Consider the following 26385-nt stretch of genomic DNA (forward strand, 5'->3'; position numbering starts at 1 on the left):
TTGACCTCCCCCGTCACGGCCTTGAGGCCGGGCGGCTGCACGCCTTCCGCCGGATCGGAGAAGATGAGACCATCGCCGGTCACGCTGATGACGGGTGCGTCATCAAAGGTGCCCGACCAGGCCGGATTCCCGAGGCACAGCAGCAAAGCCGCCGGCGCTACGGTTCGTTTCAAATTGGTGAGCAGAGTATGTGTCATTTTTTGTCCCATTCCCAAGGCGATCGCCACGATAAATTTCGCACGCGAAACCAGCGACTCTTCACTCGATCGTACTGACGATATGTCCGTGCGTTTGCCTCGGCGCGTTTCTGAAGTTCCCTCGCACGGACTTCAGCCTCGGGGTTAACACATCCCCAGCCGCTTGAGTTGATTTGCATCAACGAGTTCTTGATCCGGTGTGAGTGTTGCGGAATAGAGACGGGAAGGCGGGGCTGCGCCTTCGCCAATACAAATCGTCACTTTCGTGTCGCCGCCGCCCGACGGCCATATCGGAAGGTAAGCGGACAGATCGCGTTGAAAGTGGACCGTCGGGCCGTCTTGACGAAGGGTGCCAGAGATCTGGATTCAAAATGTTGGAGAGCGAGGTTTGATAGGCAGTTTCCGCTTAGGGAAAAGCATATGGAGCGCAGAGATAATCTGGTTTCGGGCGCGATAACCTTCGCTGTTGAGCGGAACCAGACATTCGCAATGAGCGCAGCGAAGGAACGAATTCCGCCCGTCACGGGGGATGCCGTGAACGACCGATGGCGGTCGTCCTCCTGCCTCATTAAGTGCTGCGGAGCAGCAGGGCTTTGCAGGTTTTATCCGGCGCAACATTGAGAGGGCAGGCTTGTCTGCTCGAGTTCGCGGTGTTTCGTCAACGCACTTGAGCATTGTTGGATTTCCTTCACCTCAATGGGTTGAGAAACAAAGCTATGCGGGAGATACTCCTTTTCGGTAATGTGCGGTCTCGCGCTGCCGCGGCCTGCGCGTGTTGTGGTTCATAGGGCGTAATCACCTGTTTGACGGCGATGATAATGACGTCGCCGACGAGCTGGGTTTAAGCCAGGAGGCTGGGAGCCGTGACGGCGGAGCGGGCAAAAGAAAGTAGGAAGGAGCATCAGCGCGCCGCCGCTGGTGCGCTGTTTCGGCGAAACCTCTATCGATATGCGATCGCAGTAGTCGCGGTGGCCACCGTTGCATTGATTGGGCTCGCTCTTCGGGGCGTGCTCAACGACGGCTCGCTCCTTATCATATTCCTTCCAGCAATCCTGACCGCCTCGGTGATCGGGGGAATAGGTCCGGCTCTACTCGCGATCGGACTGTCGGTCATCGGAAGTGCGGCGTTGTTCAGCCTACATAGTCTCGAGGCGGTGCCTCTATTGCCTTATGCGGTGTTCGTGGTTGTCGCTTTCGTCATCGCCTGGATGGGCGAGATGCTCCATCGCACGCGTCGGCAGATGGATGATACGGAGAAGGAGCTTCGGGAACGCGAGGCACATCTGCGTACCCTGTTCAACTCGTCGCCGGATGCAACGATCGTCATCGATGCCAATGGAATCATGACGTCCTTCAACGCGGCAGCCGAAAGACAGTTTGGCCACCCCGAAGAAGAGGTCGTCGGGCAGAACGTCAACATGCTGATGCCGGAGCCGTATCATGCCGAGCATGACGGTTACATCCAGCGCTACCTCACCACGGGTCAGAAGCGCATTATCGGAATCGACCGGATCGTCGTGGGGCGGCGCAAGGACGGTTCAACCTTTCCCATGAAGCTGACGGTCGGAGAGATCCGCCACGGTGAGGAGATTTTCTTCGCCGGCTTCGTCCAAGATCTGACGGAACGCACCAACTCGCGCGCACAGTTGCAAGAGGTCGAAGCGGAGTTGGCGCGCCTCGCACGATTGAACGAACTGGGTGAGATGGCCTCCACTCTGGCCCACGAGTTGAACCAGCCGTTGTCAGCCATTGCCAACTATGCGCAGGGGTGCACTCGCCTGCTGCATCAGGTCCCCGATGCAACTGCCGCAAGAATGCGAGAAGCGGTCGAGGAAATGGCTCGCCAGTCGCTTAGGGCGGGCCAGATCATCTCCCATCTGAGGGAACTTGTTGTCCGAGGTGACAGCCAGAATTCTGTCGAGGATCTCCGCAGGCTTGTCGAGGAAGCGAGCGCTCTCGCGCTGATGGGCACGAACGACGTGGGCGTTCAGTCAGACTTCGAATTTGATCCCACAGTGGGCCCGCTGTTGGTCGATCGCGTTCAGATACAGCAGGTGCTAACCAACCTGATGCGTAATGCGATCGAAGCTATGCGCAACAGCGATGCAAGAAGGTTGAGCGTTCGGACTTTCGCAGATGGCCCTGAGGAAGTGGTCGTAGAGGTCTCCGATACCGGGCCAGGGATTTCCGAGGAGATCGCACCGCAGCTGTTCAAACCGTTCGTGACGACGAAGTCCGGAGGTATGGGGATCGGGCTTTCGATCTCCAAGCGCATCATCGAGTCCCATGGAGGCACCATCGAAGTGTCGAAGAATGCCGACGGTGGTGCGACCTTCCGTTTCACCTTGCCAATCTACGAAGATGAGAGAGCACATGCTGCCGGATAATTTTATGGTTCACCTCGTCGACGACGAGGAAGTGGTGAGAAAGTCACTTGCCTTTATGCTCACGATGGCGGGCTTCACGGTGCGACAACACCAGTCTGCGACCGACTTTCTCGCTGCAGCGCCAACGATCCAACAAGCGTGCTTGGTGACCGACCTGAGGATGCCAGATCTTGATGGTGTTGAGCTACTTCGCCAGCTGAGACGCCTTCAGGTTCGCATTCCCGCGATCGTGGTTACGGGCCACGGCGACGTGCCATTGGCGGTCGAAGCGATGAAAGCGGGCGCCCGCGACTTCATCGAGAAACCCTTCGAAGAAGAAAGCCTGATCGAGGCGATAAACCGCATCGCCTCCGAGTTGGAAGCAGAAGTCGAGATTGAGAACACCGATGCCATTCGCAGCCGTCTCGACCGTCTGAGCGGACGGGAGAAGGAGGTATTGTCCGGTGTCGAGTCAGGCCTACCGAACAAGACGATCGCCTACGATCTCAATATCAGTCCCCGTACGGTCGAAGTCCATCGGGCGTCGGTGATGTCCAAGATGGCAGCCGGGAGTCTGCCCGAACTCGTGCGAATGGCACTCGCAGCGGGGTTCCTCGCGCAATAGCCGGGCGCCCGCACACATTCTCAAATTGACTTACCTCAACGCCGGACGCGCTTGTCTGAGGCAGTATAGCGTGCGCAGGGGAAAAACTATCTCTGCGTTATCGCAAGGAGAGGACAGCTGGACACGCGGCAATTCGTCTTTGTCGTTGCCCGGGATGACGGGTTGCGACGATCCATAGCCTTTGCTCTTGAGGCAGAGGGCTTGCTTGTTATGTCGTCTGGCAGTCTCCGGACGATGCGAGAGGTATCGGGGTCAGCAGAAATCGGCTGCGCGGTGATCGACGAAGACGCCATTTCCTCAGAGGAAGATGGGTGGCACTTGGTCATGGGTTTTGCCGTTCCAATCGTTCTTTTGGCTGACCGCCTACCGACGATGCCTGATACCTTCAGGGGCACCATCCTGCTAAAGCCCCTCCTTGGGGAACGACTTGTCGAGGCAGTCGCGCACAGCCTCAATCCAAAGGTTCGCTCTAAGTAGAATCCCGTACGGACATCTCCGAATTTCGCAAACGATGGATATGCGCGATGAATCTTCCTGCGTAGGACAGGGAGATCACCATGACCATTCAAAGCAACCGCGAATTCGCCGCACTGGCCCGGATCGCGAAGGTTGGAAATCACAAGAACACGTTTGCCACCTCCCCGGTGAACCCGGTGACCAACTATGCTGCGGGCGAACTCATCTTTGGACAGGGTGACCACGCCGGAAAGATTTTCACGGTTAAAGGCGGGATGGTCCGTCTCTACCATCTGTTCGCTGATGGCCGGCGCCAGATCCTGGCCTTCTGCATGCCGGGCGAGGTCTTCGGTTTTGCCGCGCACGGCACTTATGAGTTCTTTGCGGAAGCGATCGAGGATAGCTCGGTTGCCGTTCACGATGTGCAGGTTTCCCTGACTGAAGTTTGGCTGAGCGCACTCAAGGCACACCTTCTCGCCGCGCAAGGTCAACAGCTGGTTCTTGGTCGGCAATACGCGGGCGAGCGTCTTGTATCGTTCTTGCTCGATATGGCCAACCGTCAGGGAGGGCAGCATTACGTGGAACTCTCCATGACCCGCTCCGATATCGCGGATTACCTTGGTCTGACCATCGAGACAGTATCCCGCGGCCTGAGCAGGCTGAAGAAGGACGGGCTAATTCGGCTGCATAGTGCCCGGTGCATCGAAATTTCAGCGCTGGAGGCGCTTCAGGAAATGATTGAGTAAATAAGGAGGCAATCTTGTCCCCTTTGGCACAAATGGAAGCTCGGCCGAGGCGGTGTGGCCATGACACCGCGCAGCCGTATCGGGGCTGCGGGTCTTCGGTCATTCGCAGTTCTTGGACCGCCAAATCGCGATACCGGTTTCGACGATACCGCAATGCAGGCAGCCCAGCTCCCGTGTCCATGCCCTGAACCGGGCCCGGGCAGAATCCATAATCCTCAGTTCGCGATCGTCGAGCACTTCTTCGGTTAGGTCACTTCCAACTTGCTTCTTGAGCCGCTCTTATTAACGTTTTTGGCTTACAGATGAGGTGGGAGGTCCGTTGCATATTATACTTTTGGTTGCATTGAGTTCGAAAAAAGGGGGCGAACTTCGGTGCCATCGCTCCGCCCAGTGAAAACTGGACCATTTGAGACTGGCGTTTTCCATTAAGGTCACCCGACCGGATCAAAGAGCCCTTTCCGGGCAGTTGAGCAAACCGGTTCCTTTCAGTTGGCGAGGCTTCGAAGCGCGAGCCGCATCTGCTTCTCGATCTCGATCAGGGCGAAGAAAACGATGCCGATCAGGATGATCAATACGCCTTCGGGGAACGGCACGGCTTGTGTTCCGAACACCTTCTGCAGAGGGGGGACGTAGGTGATCGCGAACTGAGCGGCTATGACGGTGAGCACGCAGACCCAGATGATCGGCGTTCCCCGGGCAGCCGCCCAGGTGAGTGAGGTGCCGTGGATGTTGCGGATGAAGAAGAGATGGAAAATCTCGAGCACGACCAAGGTGTTCATCGCCATCGTCTGCGCGAGGACCGGTGAATAGCCCCGGTCGGTGGCGTAGAAATATATTCCGAAAACCGCCATCAGGAATAGCGACGAGACGAGCACGATGTGCCAGACCAGTTGACCCGTCAGCAGCGGCGCGGCGCGCGGGCGAGGCGGCCGGCGCATGGTGCCGGGCTCGGACGGTTCGAAGGCGAGCGCGACGCCCAGCGTCACGGCGGTGATCAGGTTTACCCAGAGGATTTGCACCGCCGAAATCGGCAGTGTCATGCCGGCAAAGAGCGCTGCGACAATCGTCATTGCCTCGCCAGCATTGGTGGGTAGCGTCCAGCTGATGACCTTTTTGATATTGTCATAGACCGTCCGGCCCTCGCGCACTGCGGCGGCGATAGATGCGAAATTGTCGTCGGCGAGTACGAATTCGGCGGCCTCCTTGGCCGCCTCGCTGCCCTTCCGACCCATGGCGATCCCGGCATCGGCACGCTTTAGCGCCGGTGCGTCGTTGACCCCGTCTCCGGTCATGGCGACGGTCAGCCCCTGCGATTGCAGGGCTGTTACGAGCCGCAATTTGTGGGCCGGAGAGGTGCGCGCGAAGATGTCCGTCTTCACGGCCGCGTCGGCGAGTTCGGCGTCGTCCATCGCTTCGATATCCGCGCCGGTGAGAACGCGCTCGGCGTTCTTCAGCCCGATTCTTCCGGCGATGGCGCGCGCCGTGGCGGCATGGTCGCCGGTGATCATCTTCACTTGGATACCCGCGGCATGACAGTCGGCGACGGCGTCGATGGCTTCGGCCCGCGGGGGATCGATCAGGCCGATCAGCCCGACGAGGGTCAGCTGCCCCTCGAGGTCAGCCGACACCAACTCGGCGTGGCCCGCAGACACCGCGCGTGTGGCGACCGCGATCACCCGCTGGCCTTCGGCAGCGAGCTCCTCGATCGCTGCGTGCCAGTGATCGACCTCCAGCGGTTCCGTGCTGCCGTCGGCGCTGCGCTGGTCGGCGCAGAGTGCGAGCACCGCCTCGGGGGCGCCCTTGACGTGGATGCAGGCGTGGCCTTTGCGGTCGCGGTGCAGCGTGGCCATGTAGCGATGCGCGGCATCGAAGGGGATTGCATCGGCACGGGACCATTCGCGGAAGGGCTCGGGCCCGTCTCGAGTGACCTTGCCAGCGAGCGCCATGAGCGCGCCCTCCATCGGGTCGCCCTCGACACGCCAGCCTTCGGCATGGCTGTGCAGCAGCGCATCGTTGCAAAGCGCCGCGGCACGGGCGAATTCCATCAGAACCGCGTGGTCGTCCGGGTCGATATCGGCATCGCGCCAGCGCACCGCGCCTTCGGGAGCGTAACCGTTGCCCATCACGGAATAAACGTGCTCGGTCGCAGCGAGTGAGGCCACCGTCATTTCGTTGCGCGTCAGCGTTCCGGTCTTGTCCGAGCAGATCACCGAGACTGCGCCCAGCGTCTCGATCGCCGGCAGGCGGCGAACGATGGCGTTGCGTCGAGCCATTGCCTGCACCCCGACAGCGAGGGTGATCGTCAACACTGCTGGCAATCCCTCGGGAATCGCAGCTACCGAGAGGCCGACGATGGCCATGAACAGGTCCGAAAAGGGCAGGTGGCCGACGAAGTAGCCATAGGTCAGGAGTGTCGCCGCCACCATAAGGATGAAGACCGTCAGCCAGCGGGCGAAGCGGTCCATTTGCGCGACGAGCGGCGTCGTCAGCGTCTCGACCCGGCTCAGCATGCCGCTAATCCGGCCAATCTGGGTCTGTGCGCCCGTCGCCACGACGACGCCGCGTCCCGCCCCGGCGGCCACCAGCGTGCCCGAGAAGAGCATCGAATTCCGGTCGCCCAGCGGCGCATCCTCCGCGACCGATGCGGTGCCCTTGTCGACCGGCACGGATTCGCCGGTCAGGATCGCCTCCTCTGCCTTCAGCCCCCGGGCCGCGATCAACCGAAGATCGGCTGTCACCCGATCACCCGCCTCGATCAGCACGATGTCGCCGGGCACCAGATCGGCCGCCTCAAGGGTCTGTCGGCGTCCGTCGCGCAGCACCGCCGAGCGCGGCGCCAGCATATCCCGGATCGCGGCCATTGCTTGCTCGGCGCGGCCTTCTTGGACATAGCCGATCACCGTGTTGACGATTACAACGGCAAGAATCACACCCATGTCCAGCCAATGCTGAAGAGCCCCCGTCACCGCGGCGGAGGCGAGCAGCACATAGATCAGCACGTTGTGGAAGTGCGCCAAGAAGCGCAGCAGCGGGCTTCGTCGGGGCGGTTCGGGTAGCTGGTTGGGTCCGTGCGCGACTCGGCGCCGCGCCGCTTCCTCGCTGCTAAGTCCTTCCGCCCTGGCCGAGACTGCCTGAAGGGCCTCAGTCGGGGACAATGCGTGAAGTCTCGACGGGCTATACTGCTCTGCCGCCAGAGGTCGGGCATCAAGTGAATGAAGGATCTCCGCGCTTTGTCTGGGGCGGATGGGATGGGGCGGCATGTGGCTCCTCATCGCGTCGGGAAGAGGCGTCAGGTTCGATCTGATCTGCTGGAAACTCGGCACTCATCATGTGGGAGATTACTTGATTGAGCAACTCCACTGAGACGCGACCCTTGGAAATTGCGCGAGCAGGGTGCCGTGAGCACTAACTTATTCGCGAGAAACTTGTCAGCTTGATCAGATTGTCCGCGACGAAGATGCCGACGCGATAGGCGAAATAGGTCGCTTTGCGCCACCCTTTCCTTGACTTGCAGAGCAGAGGGACCCTGATCTAATTCGCAACCGAGGGGTCACCGCTGATACCGAGGTGCCTTAGCAGACATTCGTCCGCGCTGCAGCGAATGACCGGTTTCCGCCCTTTTGGACAGAAGAGCGTTCTCTGTCCATTGCCGACTTCCAGGCTGCCGCAATTTGCTTCAGCGTAGTTTCTCGAGACCTGCCATCCGCTCAGCACTTCTAAGTGACTGCCCGCCGAACTTGCTGAAGTTCGCAATGGTCTCATGGGCTCAAAATTTTCGAAGAAGGCGTCCACGATGCACGAGGCTCTTTACCATCCGGCGCAAGTGGCCGCGGCAAACCGCGCGCTTATTTGTCGTCGTTGGTGTTAATCACACCGAAGCTACCCGAATTTCCCTGCTTGCCAGCTTCTCCATTGTAGCCTTCAGCTCCAAGGCCCCGCCGCAGCAACTCGCGTATGGCGGCAGCCCGGCTGGGCATCCTTTCGGAAAACCGCCAATCATCCAAAGCTTGGATTTCGTCATCCGAAACCATGATTTGCAGCCTCGTCAGGCGCTTGCCGTGTTCACTTGTCATGAAACGCTCCGGTGAGACGCAATCTACTCAATTGACGCAAGGTTACAAAGCTTAGTGTATAGCAGAAAAACGTCAACCGAAGCCAGAAACGTCACAGGCTGCTTTCAGGCAAGGTTGTTCGATAACTCAGTGGCTTCAAGTTATGCATCTGAAATAATTTAAAAATATTCCTTCTTATGATAGCATTGTTGGTATGGAACAGCAAAATGCGGAGACATATAGAGGCCATCTGGTTCAGCCTCGCCCGGTTGCATTATTCACGAGCGAAACAATTTTGGCGCTCGATCTTGAGCAGGTGCTGGGGAAGGCAGGGTATCCCACGTGGCATTGCGTCACGTGTGACGCGGGAGAGTTGAAGGGTCATGGGAAAGACGGATTCTTGGCCGCAGTCGTCGACGTCACGCTCCACGAAGCAGAAGCGGCCGAGGCTCTGCCTTGGCTGAAACGGCATGAGATCCCGACAATCATCATTCGCAGCGGCGCAGAGGTCATCAATTTCGAACAATCGAAATTTCCGAACATCGTCGCCGAGTTCGAAAAGCCGGTGATCGGTGAGCAGATAGAGCAAATGGTGCGGCACTTTCGGCGTCATCTGAGCTCTGCTGCACAAGCGACGTGAGCAGAGCCTGACGTTGCGCGCCAGCACCAACGAACGTCTCCGAAAGTTAGAAACGCGCGTTTCTTACACCAGAGCGACGCCTGCGAAATACTCATGCAGGTGGAGTAGCGCCAGATAGGCGATGAGGCCAAGCGCCGCCCGACCGAGATCGGCCAGCGTGAACCCCGCAAACAGGGGCGCGGCTTTCGCCCGGCGTAGCGTCTCGGCCCAGACCTCCGGACCCATCTCCCGGCGTTGCTTGCGGTCGATCAGCCGCATACCAAGCAGCGCGAACCCTCCGAGCGTCCCGAACAGTAGCACATGCGCCAGATCGCCGTTCGGCAGCAGGTGCAGCCCGGCCCAGCTCGCGAGGCCCAGCAGCATCGGGTGGCACGTGAGGCGCACGAGGCCGGGGCGATCCGGGGCGAAGCTCTTGCGGCGGCTGCCCCCGAAGGAGAACGGGTTCGGATGGCCGAGCGCCACGGCGAACCACATGCAGACCAGCGCCATCCCGCCCCGCGTCGCCTCCATCGCCCATAGCGTAGGCGGCCAGATATAGATCGGATCGGGCCATGCGGCGGCGCGGATCAGGATCAGCAGCATCGCCGTCGACAGGAGCGAATAGCCAAGGGTGAAACCGGACGCGCCGAACGCCGCCATCAGTCGCGCCTTCACCGTCGGGCGCGTCGGGATCGAATGGGTCGCGAGGAAGGCCGCGAAAACTCCGCCATAAGCCAGCCACATCATTGCGCCCTCCGTCTGGGTTGCCACAGCACCGGAGCATAGAGGATCGCGAAGCCGAGGAAAGCCGCGCACCAAGCCACGCCGGAGACAGAATAAAGCGCGCTCAGGCCGAACCAGCCCGCGAGGAGCCGTGCGATCATCGCGACGAAGAGGGCGGCATAGACCGCGACGGTTCCGGCGCTGGCCTCCAGCGGGCGACCGGTGTGGCCGAGCGAGGCACGGCTCATCACCGCGAGCGTCATCCCGCCAAGCGTGCCCGCCGTCCACAGATGCAGCGCCGTGGCGGGGGTGAGGGCCGCAGGGAGCAGGATCGCAAAGCCAAGCGTCAGCGCCCCGAGCGGCAGGCAGATATAGGCCAGATGTAGCACGAACAGGATCGGCGCGCGCAGCGTCAGCCCGCCTTTCCAGCGCGACAGCCGCGCGAGGTGCAGCACCCCGGCCGCGAGCAGCAGCGCCGCGGTCAGCTGCGCCTCGGGCAGGACGACCCAAGCCAGTAGCGCCGCACCCACAGCCACCATCGCAAGCTTGTCGAAGCGTTGCATCGGCGGGGCCGGGCGCGCCGGGTGGTTCTCCTTGACCAGCCAATTGCGTGTGAAGGAGGGGATGATCCGCCCTCCGATAAGCGCGACCATCATCAGCACGGCGGCAAGGCCCAGCCGCATCCCGATACCCGCTGCTGCATAGCCGCCCTGCGCGGCTTCTATCAGGAACAGAAGGTCAGCGAGGGTGAAGACGCTCAGCAATCCCAGCACCGGCAGGTTGCGCCAGTTCTTCCCTGCCACGATCTCACGCAGCACGACGCCGCCAAGCGCCAGCGGGAAGGCGAGATCGACGCTCGCGACCAGCGCGAAAGGCAGATGCGCCGAGGCGAGCAACCCCAGCCGCCCGAGCGTCCAGAGTGTGACGAGGCCAAGGAGCGGCCAACCCACGACCGGCAACCGCCCGGTCCAGTTCGGAACCGCCGTCAGCAAAAAGCCCGCGATCGCCGCGCCGAGATAGCCGAAGAGGAAGGCATGGGCGTGCCAGCTGACCGGGTCGAGCCGCGTCGGCAGCTCGATCAGCCCAGTCAGTGCCGGCACCCAGAGCGCCATCGCCAGCGCAGCCCAGACCGCACCGAAGAAGAAGAACGGGCGAAAGCCGCCCGACAGTAGCGCCGGGCCCTGCCAGCGGCGCATCAGTTCTGTGGAAGACATGGCCATGGTCGGCTCCTTTCAGCTCTCGGCAGCGTCCATCAGCCGCCGGATGTGACATGCGAAGGCATAGGTCGCGGGCAGGGCGACGATCGCGCCCAGCCCCAGCGAGACGACCGGAGTCGCGACCGGCAGCCCGACCCACGACCCGATCAACGAGGCGAAGAACACGTTGACCGCGAAGGCGCCCCAGCCGAACGGGTAGAGCAGCAGCGCGATCCGGGCGGGGGACCAGCGCGGGCTCATCGCCGCGCGACCACCCGCGCCACCACTGCCAGCGCCGCGATGAGCGCCAGCGTGGCCAATGCGAACCAGAACTCGGCGGTGGCCGATTGCGCCTGTGGGATCGGGCGCTCGAAGCTTGCGGCTTGTGCAGCGGCCGGGGCGAGGGCGAGAAAAAGGGTCAGTTTGCGCATGTCAGGTCTCCTGTGTGAGCGAGCGGTAGATATCGGGCAGGGCGCGCAGCAGCCGTTCGGGCCGGGGCAACAGGGTGAAGCCGCCGCGCCCGAAAATGCGCGCGAACCAGTCCTGCCCGTCCTCGTCGATGATGACGCCGTGCAGACCCTGGCCCGCGCGGCGGGCTTCGCGCACGGCCATGTGGCTGTCCTCGATGCCGTGCTGGCCTTCGTAGTGGTCCAGATCGTTGGGCTTGCCGTCGGTCAGCACGATCAGCAGCTTGCGGCTCGCGCTCTCCTGCGCGAGCTGTGCCGAGACGTGGCGGATCGCGGTACCGAGCCGCGTGTAATGGCCCGGGCGCAGCGCCGCGATATTGCTGTGGATCGGCGGCGCCATCGGGGCCTCGAAGCCTTTCACGCGCGTCAGGAACACCCGGTCGCGCTTCAGCGACGAGAAACCCCAGATCGCGAAACGGTCGCCCGCCGCATCCAGCCCCTCGGCCAGCGCGGACATCGCTTCGCGCGCGATGTCGATCACGCAGCTTTCGCCGATCGCGGCCTCGGTGGAGCGCGAGGTGTCGATCAGGAAGGCCACGGCGAGGTCGCGTTCCACCTTGCGCAGGCTTTGCCAGATCCGGTCGCTGCCCCGCCCGGTCGCGGCGAGATCGGCGCGGCTGGCGATGACGGCGTCGAGGTCCAGCTCGGTCCCGTCGATCTGCCGCGGGCGCAGGATGCGGCGCGGTTGCAGCGCCTCGAACTGGCGGCGCACGGCGCGGATATAGCGCGGATCGGCGCGGAAACTCTGCTTGGCTTCGGGCCGCGCGGGTGCGTCGAGCACCCGGCAGTGGCCTTCCATATAGGCGCGGCTGCGGTGGTTCCATTCGGGATAGACATGCTCGCCCGCCAGCGCCTCGTGCTCCGCCTCGGCGGGCGAGAGGTCGAGATGCAGCCGCAGTCGCGTCGCAGCCTTGCGGTCGTGGCGCGTCAGGGTGATCTGGTCCTGATCCTCGGCGGCCTTGGCGGCGTTGTCCGCGTCATCGTCGTCGACCGAGCGATTGACGTTGAGCGCCTCGACCCAAGACAGGATAGACTCGAAACGGTGGATGATGAAGCTGTCGCGGCGGCGCGCCTGATCGAGATCGCGGCGCTCGCCATGCTTGCGCTGCGTGCTGGCCATCGCGGTCGGGGCGGAGGCGGGGGCGTCGGCCTCTTCCGAGGCGGCGCTGCGGCCTGCGGTGTTGGGAGCAAATTGCAGCCAGATCGGCACCGGGGCGAGCGGCATGTAACCGCGTGCGCCCTCCGCAGTCTCGGGCAGTGCTGCGGGAATGGCATCGGCGGAAAGCTGGTCGCAGAGCGCGGCCTCCAGCGCGGCCTCGGTCGCAGGGCGCGACAATCTGCGGCGACGTGCGAGGGTGAGCGCCGCCATCTCGCGGTAGGACGCACGCAGCCCGATGCAGCGGCGATAGGCCAGATCGCAGGCCTGCGCATTGGCGCGGATCTGCGCGCAATCCATCGCGGGGCCGTCGGTCTCGTCGGGCAAATCGGGCATCGCGTCGCGGCTGAGCGCCGCCAGCGCCGTCAGCCAGAAATAGGCGGCACGGTTGAGGTCAGACCGGGGGAAGACATCCATCACCGGCGGCAGGCGCAGCCGCGCGCCGTCGAAGCGGGCGACGCGCTCGGTCTCGCGCCCGGCGCCAAGGCGGCGCCGGACGGGTTGGCGGTGACGGACCGGGGTGACCGGGGCCTCGACGATCTCGACATCCGCGCCGCCACCAAGTGCGCGCAGCAGGAGCGCGAGCGAGGGGCGCAGCGCGGCCAGTTCGACCGCGGCGTCGGGGTGGTGATCGTCCTGACCGATATCCTTGGCCAAATCGTGCCAGATCTCGCCTACGGTTTCCTCGGGCTCCATCAGGTCCATCAGTTTCATGACGTGCTCCTCAGCCGTAGATCGTGGCGATCAGGTCGCGCAGCGCCTGCTGGACATCCGGCTCGTCGCTGAGCGCCTGGACCACGGCGGTCTCCAGCGCCTCCTCGATCGCGATGCCCGCTCCGAGCAGCCGCGCGGCATAGACCAGAAGCCGGGTCGAGACGCCTTCCTCCAGATCCATGCCCGAGAGCTTGCGGATATGCCCGGCAAGGCGCACCAGCGGTACCACCTGCGCCACCGGCAGGCCGGTCTCGGCGGTGATCACGCGGGTCTCCGCATCGGCCTCGGGGAAGTCGAAGGCGATCGACAGGAACCGCTGCCGCGTCGAGGGCTTCAGCCGCTTGAGCACGCTCTGGTAGCCCGGGTTGTAGGAGGCCACGAGCATGAACCCCTCGGGGGCGTCGAGTTCCTCGCCGGTGCGGTCAATGATCAGGCGACGCCGCGAGTCGGTGAGCGGGTGCAGCACCACGGTCACGTCCTTGCGCGCCTCCACCACCTCGTCGAGATAGCAGATCGCCCCTTCGCGCACGGCGCGGGTGAGCGGCCCGTCGACCCATTCGGTCTCGCCGCCCTTCAGCAGGTAGCGCCCGATCAGGTCCGCCGCCGACAGGTCGTCATGGCAGGCGACGGTGTAGACCGGCTTGTTCAGCCGCGCCGCCATATGCTCGACGAAGCGGGTTTTGCCGCAGCCGGTCGGCCCCTTCAGAAGAAGGGGCAAACCGTTGTCATGGGCGCGCTCGAACAGGGCGCATTCGCGGCCGGTCGGGTGGTAGTAGGGGATCTGTGCATTCGTCATGTCGAGAGACATCGTCATTCTCCTGCCACGGGGGTTGCGGGACCGGGTGCGATGACTTCACGCCGGCGCACGACGACGAGCGAGTAGATGAACAGAAGCGCCCCCAGCACGACCGCCGCCCCCGCGCCGAAGCGCATCAGGTAGAAGATCGACAGGCTGTCCTGCACGTCCATGTAGTAGTCGCCCACGATCCGCTGCATGTGGGTCTGGATCGTGCCTGCGAAGGTCAGCACGAAAGTCATGAAGGCCATGCCGCCGGTCATCAGCCAGAATGCACCCATGTTGAGCACCTGGTTGTAGGGATCGCGCCCGCGCAGCATCGGCATCGCATAGGTGAAGACCGCGAGGTTGAGCGCCACATAGGCCCCGTAGAAGGCGAGGTGGCCGTGCGCGGCGGTGATCTGCGTGCCGTGGGAGTAGAAGTTCACCCCGTGCAGCGTGTGCAGGAAGCCCCAGACGCCTGCGCCGAAGAAGGCTACAGTCGATGAGCCCAGCGACCACAGGAGTGCTGCCTTGTTGGGGTGGTTCTTGCGGCCTTTCCAGACCATCACGAAGGCAAACGACATCATCAGGAAGAACGGGATCACCTCGAAGGTCGAGAAGATCGAGCCCACCCATTGCCAGTAGCCCGGCGTGCCGATCCAGTAGAAGTGGTGCCCGGTCCCGAGGATGCCGGAGAACAGCGCGGTGGCGACGATGACATAGAGCCATTTCTCGACCACCTCGCGGTCTACGCCGGTCAGCTTGAGCATCAGGAAGCCGAGGATCGCGGCCATCACCAGCTCCCAGGTCGCCTCGACCCAGAGATGGACGACCATCCACCAATACATCTTGTCGAGCGACAGGTTGTCGGGGTTGATGAAGGCGAAGATCCACAGCAGGCACAGCAGCCACAGACCCATCAGCAGCACATTGGTGATCGCGGTCTTGCGACCCGCGAGCACCGTCAGCGAGATGTTGATCAGGAAGATCACGGCTGCGACGAGGATGCCGAACTTTACCCAGAGGGGCTGTTCGAGGAACTCGCGCCCGCCATGGATGCCGACGAGATAGGAGCCGACCGCGCCCAGCGTCCCGATCATCAGGATCGCGAGCTGCAGATAGGCGAGCTTGACCGAGAAGATCTCGCGCTCGCTTTCCTCGGGCACGAGGAAATAGGCCGCACCGAAGAAGCCCAGCAGCAGCCAGACGATCAACGCATTGGTGTGGATCATCCGGATCACGTTGAAGGGCAGGATCTCGGAGAGCGTGTTGGGTGAGACATAGATCCAGCCGGCCAGAAGACCGCCCAGAACCTGCACGCCGAATAGCAGCATCGCACAGTAGAAATAGGCTTTCGCCACGGATTGGGATTGGTATTTCATCGGTCTCTCTCCTCAGCCCGCATCATTGGGCGGCCAGCCCTGCGTGTCGGTTTGGTCGGCCCAGCGGAGGAATTCCGCGAGCGCGCGCATGTCCTCTTCGTTGATGTCGAAATGCGGCATCTGGCGGCGGCCCTCGATGCCGGAGGGTTGCGCCGCGATCCAGGCGTCGAGCGTCTCATAGGCGCCCTGCGGATCGTCCGCGACGCCCCAGCGGGTCATCACGTTGCCGACCTCGGGCGCGAAATAGGCGCCCTCGCCATGCAGGGTGTGGCAGTTGATGCAGGAATTGCGTTCCCACACGCCCTTGCCGCGTGCGATCTGTTCGGTCAGCGGCGCGGAGGCGGTGGAGTTGTTCACGATATAGAAGTGGCTCTGCGCGGTCAGTGCGATGAACACCAGCACGAAGAAAATGGATCCTCCGTAAAAGATGTTTCGCGCCCGCGACTTGGTCAGGATTTCAGCCATTGGGGCCTCCCTTGGGGGTCAGTCGATGGCCCGAGGGATAGCGGCGTTCGCAGTTGGGAAGTTTGCGCCAGCACAACGTTTGATTGGATTGCCGGGATTAGCTTGGTCGGCAGAGAGGTCCCGCCATGTCAAAAGCCAGCTGGAAGAATCCCGATGCCACGCTCGATGCGCTGATGCGCGATTGGCCTGCTACGATCGAGGTGTTCATGCGTCACAAGATGCTCTGTGTGGGCTGCCTCGTGAACCCGTTCCACACGATCGACGATGCCTGCACCGAGTATCGGCTCGATCTCGACGACTTCATCGCCGAGCTGGACGAGGCTATTGCAGCGTCTATCGAGACGGCGGGGCCTCGCCCCGGCAAATCAGCACCAGCCGGTGCGGATCAGTGACGGTGATCCGCTTGCGACGGCTCGCGACCACTCCCTGCTTTTCCCACGCGCTCAACAAGCGCGAGACCGTGTGCAGCGTCGTCGCGGTCATTTCCGAGAGATCCTGCCGGGTGATCGGGAAGTCGATCTCGATCCCGTTCTCCACTTTGCGCCCGGTCTGATTGATCAGGCGCAAGAGCGAATTGGCCACCCGCTGCTCGACCTGTTGGGTCGCCATTTCGACGATGCGGGTGTTCATCTCACCGATGCGCTGACCGACAGTCTTGTAGGTCTCGGAAGCGAAGCCGTCATATTGCGCCACGAACTGATCCCAGAGCCGCATCGGCCAGCCCAGCACGATCGCCTCCGAGGCGGTGACCGAAGTGGCAGGGTAGGTGGTGCGCCCAAGCGCCTGCGCGATCCCGAAGAGCTGCCCCGAAGGGATATGCAGCGCGATCACCTGCTCGCCCGTCGGCGTGATCCGCATCACCCGGATATAGCCGTCGAGCAGCATGTAGAACCGCTCTGCCGGAGCGCCTTCCTCGAAGACCGCCACGCCCTCGTCGAAGCGGCGCACGCTGGCGAGGTCGAGAATCTCGCGGATCTGCCGCTTCTCCAGCCGAGAGAAAGGCGGCATCGGCGTCAGCAGGCTCTCGTCGAGCCGCGGCATGGTTTTACGGGGGATTGGCGCGCTCATGCCTTCTCTAAACATACGCCCCGCGCTGCGTCCAATATGAAACGTCACGTCGTCGCGAACGGGGTGTGAATATTTCTCGCGTTTTCGTGAGAAAGCGTCGCGAAGTTTGCGCCAGAGCAAAAAACCACGCGTCCAAGCTCGCTAAACAGAGGGCAATTCAAGGATCCAAGGAAAGGACAAAAGATGATCCGCACCCTGATTTCAGCCCTCGCGCTGACCGCTCTTCTGGGTGGTGCGGCGAGCGCCGAGACCCACGAGGTTCACATGCTCAACAAAGGCGAAAAAGGCATGATGGTCTTCGAGCCCGCGCTTGTGAAAGCCGCTCCCGGCGACACGGTCCGCTTCATTCCGACCGACAAGGGTCACAACGCCGAAAGCATCGACGGGATGATCCCCGAAGGAGTCGACGGGTTTACCGGCAAGATCAACAAAGAGGTCGAAGTGACGCTCGACACCGAGGGGCTCTACGCCGTGCGCTGCAAGCCGCATTACGCGATGGGCATGGTGATGGTGATCGCGGTGGGCGACGCAACCACCCCCGACAATTTCTTCGAGGGCCGCGTGCCGAAGAAAGCCAAGGAACGTTTTGAAGAGGAATTGGGCGCGCTGTGAGCGCCCGCGGCAGGAAACGCGCGACATCTTCCTGCTACGTTTAACCAGTGGAGGCTAAAATGCCGAAATATGTCAATCCAGCTCTCGTGAAAACCAACCGCCGCAACGTGCTGCGCGGCTCTCTTCTGGCAGGCGCAGCGGCGATGACCGCGGGCGCCGGGATGGCCGGAACCGCGTCGAAGCGTATGGCACCCCATGTCGCGCCGCGCCCCGCCGCACCGAAATTCATCCTTGCCGAAGCCGAGGCGCAGGTGGCTGCGCCCAAGGTGGACCTGTCGGGCTATACCCGCGTCCGGCAGGAGCTGGTCGCTCCGCCCTTCGCGCCCAAGCACGAGCAGGTCGCGACCGGCGGTCCGAAAATCGTCGAGATCCGGATGGAGACCAAGGAGGTCCTGCTGACGGTGGACGAGGATACCGGCGCGAGCATCTGGGCGCTGACCTATAACGGCTCGGTCCCCGGCCCGCTGATCATCGTGCATCAGGATGACTATGTCGAACTGACCCTGAGCAACCCCGCCGCGTCGCAGATGGAGCACAATATCGACTTCCACGCCTCTTCGGGCGCTCTGGGCGGCGGTGGCCTGACCCACGTTTATCCCGGCGAGGAAACGGTGCTGCGCTTCAAGGCGACGCGGCCGGGCGTGTTCACCTATCACTGCGCGCCGGGCGGAGCGATGATCCCCTACCACGTCACCCACGGCATGAACGGCACGCTGATGGTGCTGCCGCGCGACGGGCTCAAGGATGCTGAGGGCAACCCGCTGCGCTACGACACGATCGCCTATATCGGCGAGCAGGACTTCTACCTGCCGATGGACGAGAACGGCGATTACAAGACCTACGAAGTCGCCGGTGAGGACTTCGCCGACAGCGTCGAGGCGATGCGCACGCTCACGCCGACCCACTCGGTCTTCAACGGTTCGGTCGGGGCGCTGACGGGCGAAAACGCGTTCAAGGCCAAGGTCGGCGACACGGTTCTGATGGTTCATAATCAGGCCAACCGCGACAGCCGTCCGCACCTGATCGGCGGTCATGGCGACCATGTCTGGGAGAACGGCAAATTCGCCAATCCCCCGCAGAAGGATCAGGAGACCTGGTTCATCCGCGGCGGCAGCGCGGGGGCCGCGATGTATACCTTCCTGCAGCCGGGCGTCTACGCCTACGTCAACCACAACCTGATCGAGGCGGCCCTGCTGGGTGCCACGGCCCACTTCGTGGTGGACGGCGCATGGGACAACGCCCTGATGGAGCAGGTGACGCCGCCCCATGTGGTGGAAACCTGATCCAAGGAGACCGGAGATGATCGCCAAACTTGCCTCTCTCGCGCCCCGTCTTTCCCTTCGGAAGGTGCTTGCGGCGGGGGCGACGATCATCGCCCTCGGGGCCGCGTGGGGTTTCCTGCGCGGCCCCGATCTCGATTATGTGCCGCAGATGGCCGAGCGGGTGGTGACGCTGTCCGACGGCCATGCGATCTACGTTCAGAAATACGAAGTGACAGTCGCGGAGTGGAACCGTTGCCACGCAGACGGCGCCTGCGAGCTTGCCTTGCGCGCTCCGCCCGGCAGCGAGACGGCGACGACGCCGGCCACCGGGCTGAGCCATGTCGATGTCGAGCAATATCTCGGCTGGATCAATCGCAAGGCGCGCCATGACTTCCGGCTGCCGACGATTGCCGAATGGCAGTTCATGGCCAAGGACGTGCTACCGGAAAAGGAAGATCCGATCTTCACCGATCCCGATCTGACATGGGCTTCGACCTACCTGACCACCGGCCTCGCGCCGCGCAAGCTTTCGCCGCGGGGCAGCTTCTCGACCAGCGCCGAGGGAATCGTCGATCTCGACGGGTCGGTCTGGGAATGGACGCAGGACTGCTATGGCGGGGAGGGTGGCGGTGCAGTCGATCCGAAGAAATGCGCGGCCTTCTTCGCAGGCGGCGAGCATGTCGCTGCGATCCCCTTTCTCGTCCGCGACCCGGCGCGCGGCGGCTGCGCGGTCGGGAGTCCGCCCGCGCATCTCGGCTTGCGTCTGGTCAGTGAAACCCGGATACGATGAGAACCGGCGACAGTTCTGCTGAGCCAGGCCGATTGGCTGTTCCCAGTTGGCCAAAGTCGACACACTCTCTCCAGTTAACCTCGCATGCCTGGACCTTGGGCTCTCACGCAGCGAATGTCGGCTCCCCGCCCTTTCCTTCGGCAACGACCCAGTAACAAGCACCTACTGGCTGCTCTCCGAAGCACTGCATGGGCCCCGGGGTGTCACTCGTTTTCTCAGGCGTGAGGCGCCGTTTCATAATCAGGCTTATGGGTCGTTGGTCAGCGAAAGATGCGAAATCCGGTTCGCGAATTTGCAGTTACAGACAAGAAGAAGATTTGTCTGTAACGCTATCAGGTTCGCTGCTGGCGCATCATTTTCGATGGTGTGCAGTCATCCAAAGCGAGCGCTTGCCTCTAATCGACTTTGCGTTCTAAGCGGCCATAGCGTGTTTTCGTTTCGTGAATGTGCGTGTGACAGGATATATGCTCGAGCCCATAGCAAAGAGGTCGAGTCACATGAGCCGAGAGAGCAAGTTTCTCGCGCGAATACTGCGCCACAAGCCGGAAGACATCGGTGTGACGCTCGATGCTGAGGGGTGGGTGCGCATCGACCTACTGCTGCGTGCGATGAAAAAAGCGGGTCGCGGCATGACCCGCGCGCAACTCGAAGATCTCGTGGAGACGAATGACAAGCGTCGTTTCACTATCCAAAGAGATAAGATTCGGGCTGCCCAGGGCCACTCGATCCCCGTTGACTTGGGTCAGCAGCCGCTTTTGCCGCCAGAGTTGCTGTATCACGGCACCGCCTCTCAAAGCCTGGATGCGATCTTCGCATCCGGATTGCTTCCTGGGGGGCGTCGACACGTGCATTTGTCGGGCGATCCGTCGACTGCAGCCTGCGTCGGCAAGAGGCATGGAAAGCCAACAGTTCTTCAAGTCGAAGCTGGCAGAATGCATCGTGATGGCTACGTGTTCTGCCGAGCCGATAATGGGGTATGGCTAACCGATCATGTGCCGCCCGAGTATCTCGGTTTTGGCATTCGAAGTGTCGATTGATCTCGGCGTAATTCGCTCTGAAAGGATCAGCGCTTAATAATGAGAAGCTAATTTCTGCATGCGAGCGGAAGGGCCGAGAAGTTTGATCTTTCGCCGACCGCCGCCGTTCTCGTGCGCGAGTTTAGCTGCGGAAACGACGCCTGAGCGGATATCGCGCTCATCCTTGGCACGCGCGGCGGCTTTTTCAGCAGCGCGCTTTTCGAATGAAAAGTGCTTCTCAGACTTCATAGCGTACCCCTTGAGACATTCTCGAATGCAGTAAAATCGTCAAAAAATCAAGAAGACCTTACATCTCAGCGTGAGTCAGAGCGGGTTTGTAGTGTGGTATCGGTCGACGCGTTCCTCACTGACTAATTCGCAGTTACGCTGCCGGAGTGCCTTCTGCTGTTAGCTTGGACAGGGCTCTCGCGAGATCGGAGATACGGATGAGCCGTCCGCGGCTGGTTTCACCGACGCGCTTTGCGCCGATCGTCTCGACTTTTGCAGCCTCCAGCACCGCAGAGAATGCACGCGATGATGTACCCATGGCTCGTGCAAGATCGGCGACGACTGCATAGGTCGCTTGAAACTCGCAGAGCGCCTTCTGTCTGATGAGCCAAATCTCGGAGCTGCCGCGTTGTGTGCGTGACGCGGGGAGCAGTCCAATCGCACACCAATGCGTGACGCATTCGTACTTCCAGCCTGTGACACGAGAGACATCGCGTGCTGTCATCACTGTTTCAGCTGCGCTCTCAAGGGCCTTCTCAATGTCCGTAGCCGCGAAAGAAAAATCTCCCAATCTGTCGCCATGAGCAATGGAAACTGGCTTGATGCCTCCGTCGAATATCTGGCGAAACAGGGTGAAAAGAGCGGAGCGATCCGTAGTGCGTCTCAATGTGAGTTGGTTAAAGGTGATGGTCTGGCAAGGTGCTGGCATCCCCTCGCTGCTCGCTGCGATCTGGTGAACCTTGGTTTCGATGAGTGCCCAGTCGAAACCGCCGTCAATGAGTGGTGGTCGCTCTTCAAGGCTTAGCTCGCGAAGTACGCCAGCGCCTCTGAGCAAGGAAAGCTGAGACTTTGAGACACCGAGCCGTTTCGCTGTCTCCCTTGCATCTAAGAAACGATCGCGATCTCGTTCGATATCAAGGATACATTTCGTAGAGATTACAGTGTGTCGATGTCCGTGCCCGGTCGTCGTCTGTCTTCCCTCGATCTTTCCAGATGCGACTGCGTCTACGAGCCGATCGGAGCGGATTCCGAGCCTGCGTGCCGCTTCAGCCGCCGAGAGCCAGTCCGGCTCTGAGTTCGGTTCCGCACGAGCGTATAGATCCCCACAGCGTTCGCGGATCACCTGCTGACAGCGCTCCTGCAAACAACTGGCCAGATCTCCTTTTAGGTGCATCAGGGCTCGATACCATGACCCCAGCCGTTGGCTCGCAGTTTGACCTTCTCCAGCGTTCCATCGACTTGATACATGCCGATCGAAATTGATGGGCCAATCTTTGAGGAGGTCGAGTGCTGGCGCCATGAACTCGCGGGTCTCGGCAACCGTTTGTGGGACCCGCGCCTTTCCGTTCTTCCCGGTCCTGTTCTCGACAAAACCGCATGCCAGAAACCAAAGGGTTTCCGAGGTTCCTTCGGTGCCGGAGATGATCTCAGGGGCGGTGCGCTCAGATGAGCCATTGCCAGCAAGCGCTCGCGAAAACTGCGTTTCCATCACCGATCCTGGCTCAGCCGAGATTTCGCCCAAGTCATATCCGCAGTCGCAGGTGCTCAGTCCGCCGGAATGCGGTGTGATGCGAGCGTCGCACATCGGGCAGTGGTCCTGCATACAGACACCGTGGATCGCGCATGTGCTGACGAGAGCGTGGCGCCATTCCTTTCGCCACGGTAAACCCTCATGAAGGCATGTGGGACAAAATGGGTCGCTATGGAGCCTGTCGAAACGCCACTCGTAGCATGGGTCCGGCGGTCTGGCCGAAGGCGCTCTCGCTTGCAGCCGGTCAAGATTAACATCCAACTCGGCGGCCAAGTCTTCGAGATGCTCGACCATGTGTCGCCCGTAGCGCATGCGAAGACGTCGCGAAAAATCCGCAAGGCTTACGTAGCCCTCGCTGTCCGCGACGCGACGCAGGAGCCCTGTGAGGCTTTCATCACTCAAGCTGTCACTGGGGGCGCTCATTCGCCCACCAGACTCTTTTGTGCGCAAAATTGCTGAAGTCGCGTAGGGGCGACTGCGAGATCGGCATCTTTCATGACGCTCGCGTATGCGCATTCGAGATGGAAATCATCCAAGTCCTCGAGCTCAAATATGTCCGGCAGATTGCTTTGGGCCTGAGTGCAGGCACGGTAAGCTTTCAACAGATCACTGAACTCGACCGCTTTGCGATCGCCGATGAGCCGAATGCAATGCGAGAGCAAACGAACAACCGGCCCAATGCGTCCACCGCTTGCGCCGTAAAGTCGACGGATCGCATCGGCTTGGTCAAAATCGAGCGTATAGCCGTTCTCCTCGAGGAGGTCGAAAAACGGGTACACGGCACCAAGAAAAGCTTCTCGATCAGCGTCGTCGCCCCAAGCATATGGATGAAGAGTAACGGTGCGCATGGCGCGATCACGCAGTTGCTCGTTGTCGTCGATCAGCTTTTGAAATTTCGGCAGACCACTGAGTATCAGCACGACGCCGGTCTCATCGATGAGAGACTTGAAATGATCAGTCGCACTACGAGGCGGAAAGTTGGCGCCGCGCTCGGCACAGTGGCTAACCTCATCAAGCGCAAGGATCCGAATTTTGCGATCTTCAATGAGTTTGATCAGACGCTTTCGGACCAACTCGGTCGATTCACGGCTGAAATTCGCGCGTGGTTCGATTGTACTGAGCAAAGCTCCGAGAAGTGTTTTTTCGCTCGGTTTCGGAGCGAGCGAACCCAATGCGAAGTCGCAAGTATCGGCGACCATGTTGAGGCGGCGCCAATGTCCCAGGTCGTTGCGCAGATGTCGAAGCAGCTCTGACTTGCCGCTTCTCGTGGGGCCGAGAAGTGGGACGACGCCACCTTTGTCAGCGCACAAAGAAATGCGCTCACACATCTCTTCGTAGGCGGCAGTGTATCGTTCGTGCTCGATCCGTTTTCCAAAGAGAAGATCGTTCATTTCTCGGCCTGCTCATCTGAGAATTTGGCAAGTTTCGCTGGGCGTTGGATCGGCTTTGATGCTTGGGATGCTCTTTCCACCAAGCTCTCTGCGGACGCGTGGGGCTTCGATGCTGCCTCGCGGATGCGTTGGTTGCGCCTGTTTGCTTTTGCTTCGTGAAGCTTCCGTCGATGCTTCGTTCCAAGCGGTTTCTCGGAATGATGCTGGCCAGCCGCCGCACTTTTGAGAAGTTCTTCTGCCGTCAAGCGATCGGCGGAGGTTTTGCCCAGTGATTTCCGAATCCGCTTCAGTTCTTCGACTGAGAGCGGGGGGCATTCGGGGTCTTTGGTACCGACAAAGAGCAATTCGTTCGACTTCGGGTTGGTTACACCGATGGTTCGAATGTCCGTGACGTCGCGCCAGACCTCAACATCGGATATGCCAATCGTACGGCTCAGGTAACTCAAGTCTGCGGAATGGTATTGAACCCCGTCGACCTCGATTCCGTAGTGATGGAGCTTCCTGGTCATGCGCTTCGCGAAGAATATCTGCTGAAGCTCTCGTTTGCTCGGTGGCTCCGGAACCAAGAACTCCTGTTCGAGACGCTTCCAAGCCTCGGTCGGGCTTTCGCTCATTCGATAGATCGAGTGAATACGCCTACGCTTTGTCAGGGCGTAGCTGTCGAAACGCCATTTTTGGACAAATGCCGTGAAATCTTCGAGCGTAAGCTTCGCCTCAACTTTCGCTGGAGCGATGCGCGATCGGTTCGGCATCATCTTCGTCTTCGTGGCGCCCGGAAGCTGTGTCACGAACCCCGAAAACGTTCCGAAGAAGCGTTCGATGAACGGCTTCTTTTCAGGGTGCCCAGGGATCGCTTGTTGAAACTCAAATCCCGCAGTCGCGATCAAACGCCGAATGATGTCGCCGCTGTTTTCGCTGCCCTGATCTGCGACGACGGTTAGCGGTCGGCCCATGAATCTCAAGCGGTTTTCAATCTCAAACTTGTCGAAAAACGTGTCGCTCGCGGGCGTCATCGCTTCTTTCAGCACTTTCGCAGTCGTGACCGCAGTAGGGTTTTCGATGCCGATCTCAAGGCCGACAATCAGACCGGTCGCGACATCTATCGCTGCAGTCACATGCGGCCGCGCAACATTGCCTTGATCGTCTATGACGACGAAGATGTCGGCGACTGTGCTATCGACCTCAAGGCGCTCAAATGGCGCTTTGATCTGCTGAAAGCGCGCCGCCTGGTTCAGCCGCCGCCGCGCTTCCTTTGAGTCGAGGCGCATTTTGACGACGTCTTCATGCGGTAGGCTCGCGATGATGCTCTCAACCACTTTACGACCATGCGGAGCTGGTCGAAGCCCCTTCTTTCCACATTCGGCTTTATAGAGCGCGGCAGCATGTCGTGAGAGTTGCGTGACCGTCATGCGATCTGATGTAAGGAACTTGGACTCAAGCAAATCGAAGACGATTTCTTCGAATACTTCGTCATGTCGATAGGTTCGATTGCCAGACATCGCGCGCTTGTCGACCATGGCACGCGACCCGATCTTCATCGCGTGCTGCCGCCAATACTGGACTGTCCGAATTGAAGGAAAGCTACGCGCTCTCTCGCAATGCTTTGTGTCGCTTTGAAGCTCATCACGCGCTTTCTCCCAAGCAGTTGGCCAGCCATGACCGTTTTCTCGATGCCGCGCGACACGTTTGAGGACCGCTTCGCGGAAGACCTTTTCGTAATGGGCGTCGTTATCGAGTGGACGCGTCGCGAAATTCGGGACCTTTGCTTCTGAGACGTTGCCGAGCGCAATTTGCATGCGGAAATCTTCGACTGGAAGAAAAGAGCGATCGCCGGCTTCATCTTCGAGAACAATGTTCGGAGTCACTGAATCTTGGCCAATGACACGATAGATTGTCTCTCCATGGCGAAGGTGGCGGCCGTCTGGGGCGGAAATGAGGTTCATATCGGAAGCACCTTGAGATGGTCTAACTCACCTGTACCGGGACTGATGAGCGTCGTTGGGCGAAGTGGAGTCGATATAGGATCGAAGACTGCGGCTCCGGAAATGATCGCGCCGAACAAATCGCGTTGGCTGGTGCCTGTGGCTTCGAGAAGTCGCCGAAATTCTGCGGGGCCAAGTTCGAGATGAGCTTTGATCTTTGCAATTGCAGCGACGTCAGGCGCCTGGGCAACGTGAGGTTTCAGCGTTCGGAGTGCGCGGGTCGATTCATCTGAGAACATCTCATCAGTAATGAGCATGAGGCGATGACCGAGCTTATGGACGGTCTCAATGACCAGTTCGAATGTCGGGTGCGCGTCGAGCCAGCGCCGTGCTTTCCCTTCGACGAGTAGTTTTTCACCGTGGGCCAAGGTCAGGCGGAAGTCCGGCGTGTACGCCCACGGCTTGTAGCCCTGTTGTAAGCGGTGTCTGAGCGGCACGTTGTCTGCGCCGGCGCGGACTGCGAGGTGATACCCATCTCAAGATGGGAGTGCGTTTCGCAATGGATGCTCAGACTGCGTTTCTCAGATCGCTGGGAGTTGAGATCTTCGAGAGCGGGCACCGCC

General features: G+C 61.0%; 26 protein-coding genes and 1 pseudogene. 9 read left to right on the forward strand and 18 right to left on the reverse strand.

All coding sequences use genetic code 11. From position 1 onward, the window contains the following. On the reverse strand, positions 1–197 hold a 197-nt coding region (locus tag F8R15_RS19530; RefSeq protein ID WP_152845719.1), incomplete at its 3' end, for a hypothetical protein. Between the two features lie 863 nt (positions 198–1060). Here F8R15_RS19530 and F8R15_RS19535 point away from each other — a divergent pair. From F8R15_RS19535 to F8R15_RS19545, 3 genes are all read left to right on the forward strand, one after another. Beyond that, a complete protein-coding gene (locus F8R15_RS19535; protein ID WP_368731099.1) occupies positions 1061–2584 on the forward strand; it encodes a PAS domain S-box protein in 1524 nt (507 codons plus the stop codon). Further along, entirely contained in the window at positions 2571–3188 is a 618-nt protein-coding gene (fixJ, locus tag F8R15_RS19540) for a response regulator FixJ (protein ID WP_152845720.1), read from the forward strand. Before F8R15_RS19535 ends, fixJ begins: the two co-directional genes overlap by 14 nt. A gap of 557 nt (positions 3189–3745) precedes the next feature. Next, positions 3746–4390 (forward strand): helix-turn-helix domain-containing protein, encoded by a 645-nt coding sequence (locus tag F8R15_RS19545; RefSeq protein ID WP_098410123.1) that lies wholly within the window; start codon positions 3746–3748, stop codon positions 4388–4390. A 485-nt stretch (positions 4391–4875) separates the two neighbouring features. On the opposite strand, the gene F8R15_RS19550 is transcribed toward F8R15_RS19545, so the two are convergent. Both F8R15_RS19550 and F8R15_RS19555 read right to left on the reverse strand, forming a co-directional pair. Continuing rightward, positions 4876–7545 (reverse strand): cation-transporting P-type ATPase, encoded by a 2670-nt coding sequence (locus F8R15_RS19550; protein ID WP_253732789.1) that lies wholly within the window; start codon positions 7543–7545, stop codon positions 4876–4878. A gap of 690 nt (positions 7546–8235) precedes the next feature. Beyond that, on the reverse strand, positions 8236–8463 hold the full coding sequence (locus F8R15_RS19555) for a hypothetical protein (protein WP_152845722.1): 228 nt from the start codon (positions 8461–8463) through the stop codon (positions 8236–8238). Between the two features lie 193 nt (positions 8464–8656). Here F8R15_RS19555 and F8R15_RS19560 point away from each other — a divergent pair, with 193 nt between their 5' ends. Then, a complete protein-coding gene (locus tag F8R15_RS19560) occupies positions 8657–9082 on the forward strand; it encodes a hypothetical protein (RefSeq protein ID WP_152845723.1) in 426 nt (141 codons plus the stop codon). 63 nt (positions 9083–9145) lie between these two features. On the opposite strand, the gene F8R15_RS19565 is transcribed toward F8R15_RS19560, so the two are convergent. The 8 genes from F8R15_RS19565 to F8R15_RS19600 are packed head-to-tail and all read right to left on the reverse strand — an operon-like array spanning position 9146 to position 15942. Next, complete coding sequence (locus F8R15_RS19565; RefSeq protein ID WP_152845724.1) at positions 9146–9808, reverse strand: NnrU family protein; 663 nt, start codon at positions 9806–9808, stop codon at positions 9146–9148. After that, on the reverse strand, positions 9805–11004 hold the full coding sequence (locus F8R15_RS19570) for an NnrS family protein (protein ID WP_152845725.1): 1200 nt from the start codon (positions 11002–11004) through the stop codon (positions 9805–9807). Before F8R15_RS19570 ends, F8R15_RS19565 begins: the two co-directional genes overlap by 4 nt. A gap of 12 nt (positions 11005–11016) precedes the next feature. Next, the gene (locus F8R15_RS19575; RefSeq protein WP_152845726.1) at positions 11017–11241 is read right to left on the reverse strand and encodes an NnrT protein; all 225 of its coding nucleotides are present in this window, start codon (positions 11239–11241) and stop codon (positions 11017–11019) included. Beyond that, positions 11238–11411, reverse strand: a complete 174-nt coding sequence (locus F8R15_RS19580; protein WP_152845727.1) for a protein NnrT — start codon at positions 11409–11411, stop codon at positions 11238–11240. Before F8R15_RS19580 ends, F8R15_RS19575 begins: the two co-directional genes overlap by 4 nt. Position 11412: 1 nt before the next feature. After that, complete coding sequence (locus F8R15_RS19585) at positions 11413–13317, reverse strand: nitric oxide reductase activation protein NorD (RefSeq protein ID WP_152845728.1); 1905 nt, start codon at positions 13315–13317, stop codon at positions 11413–11415. A gap of 10 nt (positions 13318–13327) precedes the next feature. Then, positions 13328–14125, reverse strand: coding sequence for a CbbQ/NirQ/NorQ/GpvN family protein (locus F8R15_RS19590; RefSeq protein ID WP_152845729.1), 798 nt, complete (start codon positions 14123–14125; stop codon positions 13328–13330). A 2-nt stretch (positions 14126–14127) separates the two neighbouring features. Continuing rightward, a complete protein-coding gene (locus tag F8R15_RS19595) occupies positions 14128–15477 on the reverse strand; it encodes a cbb3-type cytochrome c oxidase subunit I (protein ID WP_152845730.1) in 1350 nt (449 codons plus the stop codon). A 12-nt stretch (positions 15478–15489) separates the two neighbouring features. Beyond that, positions 15490–15942, reverse strand: a complete 453-nt coding sequence (locus F8R15_RS19600; protein WP_078571128.1) for a cytochrome c — start codon at positions 15940–15942, stop codon at positions 15490–15492. A 125-nt stretch (positions 15943–16067) separates the two neighbouring features. Here F8R15_RS19600 and F8R15_RS19605 point away from each other — a divergent pair, with 125 nt between their 5' ends. Continuing rightward, the gene (locus F8R15_RS19605) at positions 16068–16334 is read left to right on the forward strand and encodes a DUF1858 domain-containing protein (RefSeq protein ID WP_152845731.1); all 267 of its coding nucleotides are present in this window, start codon (positions 16068–16070) and stop codon (positions 16332–16334) included. On the opposite strand, the gene F8R15_RS19610 is transcribed toward F8R15_RS19605, so the two are convergent. After that, complete coding sequence (locus F8R15_RS19610; protein WP_152845740.1) at positions 16276–16983, reverse strand: Crp/Fnr family transcriptional regulator; 708 nt, start codon at positions 16981–16983, stop codon at positions 16276–16278. The genes F8R15_RS19605 and F8R15_RS19610 overlap by 59 nt on opposite strands. Before the next feature lie 210 nt (positions 16984–17193). On the opposite strand from F8R15_RS19610, the gene F8R15_RS19615 reads away from it, so the two are divergent. From F8R15_RS19615 to F8R15_RS19630, 4 genes are all read left to right on the forward strand, one after another. Further along, a complete protein-coding gene (locus F8R15_RS19615; protein ID WP_152845732.1) occupies positions 17194–17622 on the forward strand; it encodes a pseudoazurin in 429 nt (142 codons plus the stop codon). 59 nt (positions 17623–17681) lie between these two features. Beyond that, positions 17682–18905, forward strand: coding sequence for a copper-containing nitrite reductase (nirK, locus tag F8R15_RS19620; protein ID WP_078602624.1), 1224 nt, complete (start codon positions 17682–17684; stop codon positions 18903–18905). A gap of 16 nt (positions 18906–18921) precedes the next feature. Continuing rightward, positions 18922–19674: an SUMF1/EgtB/PvdO family nonheme iron enzyme gene (locus F8R15_RS19625; RefSeq protein WP_152845733.1), complete on the forward strand. Its 753-nt coding sequence runs from the start codon at positions 18922–18924 to the stop codon at positions 19672–19674. A gap of 497 nt (positions 19675–20171) precedes the next feature. Next, positions 20172–20711, forward strand: coding sequence for an RNA 2'-phosphotransferase (locus tag F8R15_RS19630; RefSeq protein WP_152845734.1), 540 nt, complete (start codon positions 20172–20174; stop codon positions 20709–20711). A 33-nt stretch (positions 20712–20744) separates the two neighbouring features. Here F8R15_RS19630 and F8R15_RS19635 read toward each other — a convergent pair whose 3' ends face one another. The 6 genes and pseudogenes from F8R15_RS19635 to F8R15_RS19655 form a co-directional block, all read right to left on the reverse strand. Further along, complete coding sequence (locus F8R15_RS19635) at positions 20745–20939, reverse strand: hypothetical protein (protein ID WP_143595034.1); 195 nt, start codon at positions 20937–20939, stop codon at positions 20745–20747. 133 nt (positions 20940–21072) lie between these two features. Next, positions 21073–22407, reverse strand: a complete 1335-nt coding sequence (locus F8R15_RS19640) for a hypothetical protein (RefSeq protein ID WP_253732791.1) — start codon at positions 22405–22407, stop codon at positions 21073–21075. 129 nt (positions 22408–22536) lie between these two features. Beyond that, positions 22537–22965, reverse strand: a pseudogene (locus tag F8R15_RS22145) (TniQ family protein); the annotation flags it as partial. Then, positions 22869–23840 (reverse strand): TniB family NTP-binding protein, encoded by a 972-nt coding sequence (locus F8R15_RS19645; protein ID WP_152845736.1) that lies wholly within the window; start codon positions 23838–23840, stop codon positions 22869–22871. The gene F8R15_RS19645 and the pseudogene F8R15_RS22145, both read right to left, overlap by 97 nt. Continuing rightward, complete coding sequence (locus F8R15_RS19650) at positions 23837–25783, reverse strand: Mu transposase C-terminal domain-containing protein (RefSeq protein ID WP_152845737.1); 1947 nt, start codon at positions 25781–25783, stop codon at positions 23837–23839. Before F8R15_RS19650 ends, F8R15_RS19645 begins: the two co-directional genes overlap by 4 nt. Further along, on the reverse strand, positions 25780–26259 hold the full coding sequence (locus tag F8R15_RS19655) for a hypothetical protein (protein WP_152845738.1): 480 nt from the start codon (positions 26257–26259) through the stop codon (positions 25780–25782). Before F8R15_RS19655 ends, F8R15_RS19650 begins: the two co-directional genes overlap by 4 nt. Between the last annotated feature and the right edge of the window lie 126 nt (positions 26260–26385).

It is taken from the genome of Thioclava sp. JE_KL1, assembly GCF_009296265.1.
GTDB lineage: Bacteria > Pseudomonadota > Alphaproteobacteria > Rhodobacterales > Rhodobacteraceae > Thioclava.

Excerpts from the sequence above, each read along its gene's own strand:
- F8R15_RS19650 (WP_152845737.1), bottom strand. The coding sequence starts at position 25,783 with ATGAACCTCATTTCCGCCCCAGACGGCCGCCACCTTCGCCATGGAGAG.
- F8R15_RS19600 (WP_078571128.1), bottom strand. The coding sequence starts at position 15,942 with ATGGCTGAAATCCTGACCAAGTCGCGGGCGCGAAACATCTTTTACGGA.
- F8R15_RS19580 (WP_152845727.1), bottom strand. The coding sequence starts at position 11,411 with ATGCGCAAACTGACCCTTTTTCTCGCCCTCGCCCCGGCCGCTGCACAA.
- fixJ (WP_152845720.1), top strand. The coding sequence starts at position 2,571 with ATGCTGCCGGATAATTTTATGGTTCACCTCGTCGACGACGAGGAAGTG.
- F8R15_RS19615 (WP_152845732.1), top strand. The coding sequence starts at position 17,194 with ATGATCCGCACCCTGATTTCAGCCCTCGCGCTGACCGCTCTTCTGGGT.
- F8R15_RS19585 (WP_152845728.1), bottom strand. The coding sequence starts at position 13,317 with ATGAAACTGATGGACCTGATGGAGCCCGAGGAAACCGTAGGCGAGATC.
- F8R15_RS19595 (WP_152845730.1), bottom strand. The coding sequence starts at position 15,477 with ATGAAATACCAATCCCAATCCGTGGCGAAAGCCTATTTCTACTGTGCG.
- F8R15_RS19565 (WP_152845724.1), bottom strand. The coding sequence starts at position 9,808 with ATGATGTGGCTGGCTTATGGCGGAGTTTTCGCGGCCTTCCTCGCGACC.
- F8R15_RS19545 (WP_098410123.1), top strand. The coding sequence starts at position 3,746 with ATGACCATTCAAAGCAACCGCGAATTCGCCGCACTGGCCCGGATCGCG.
- F8R15_RS19570 (WP_152845725.1), bottom strand. The coding sequence starts at position 11,004 with ATGGCCATGTCTTCCACAGAACTGATGCGCCGCTGGCAGGGCCCGGCG.
- F8R15_RS19635 (WP_143595034.1), bottom strand. The coding sequence starts at position 20,939 with ATGAAGTCTGAGAAGCACTTTTCATTCGAAAAGCGCGCTGCTGAAAAA.
- F8R15_RS19555 (WP_152845722.1), bottom strand. The coding sequence starts at position 8,463 with ATGACAAGTGAACACGGCAAGCGCCTGACGAGGCTGCAAATCATGGTT.
- F8R15_RS19610 (WP_152845740.1), bottom strand. The coding sequence starts at position 16,983 with ATGCCGCGGCTCGACGAGAGCCTGCTGACGCCGATGCCGCCTTTCTCT.
- F8R15_RS19630 (WP_152845734.1), top strand. The coding sequence starts at position 20,172 with ATGAGCCGAGAGAGCAAGTTTCTCGCGCGAATACTGCGCCACAAGCCG.
- F8R15_RS19645 (WP_152845736.1), bottom strand. The coding sequence starts at position 23,840 with ATGAACGATCTTCTCTTTGGAAAACGGATCGAGCACGAACGATACACT.
- F8R15_RS19640 (WP_253732791.1), bottom strand. The coding sequence starts at position 22,407 with ATGGAAACGCAGTTTTCGCGAGCGCTTGCTGGCAATGGCTCATCTGAG.
- nirK (WP_078602624.1), top strand. The coding sequence starts at position 17,682 with ATGCCGAAATATGTCAATCCAGCTCTCGTGAAAACCAACCGCCGCAAC.
- F8R15_RS19625 (WP_152845733.1), top strand. The coding sequence starts at position 18,922 with ATGATCGCCAAACTTGCCTCTCTCGCGCCCCGTCTTTCCCTTCGGAAG.
- F8R15_RS19590 (WP_152845729.1), bottom strand. The coding sequence starts at position 14,125 with ATGTCTCTCGACATGACGAATGCACAGATCCCCTACTACCACCCGACC.
- F8R15_RS19605 (WP_152845731.1), top strand. The coding sequence starts at position 16,068 with ATGTCAAAAGCCAGCTGGAAGAATCCCGATGCCACGCTCGATGCGCTG.
- F8R15_RS19575 (WP_152845726.1), bottom strand. The coding sequence starts at position 11,241 with ATGAGCCCGCGCTGGTCCCCCGCCCGGATCGCGCTGCTGCTCTACCCG.
- F8R15_RS19560 (WP_152845723.1), top strand. The coding sequence starts at position 8,657 with ATGGAACAGCAAAATGCGGAGACATATAGAGGCCATCTGGTTCAGCCT.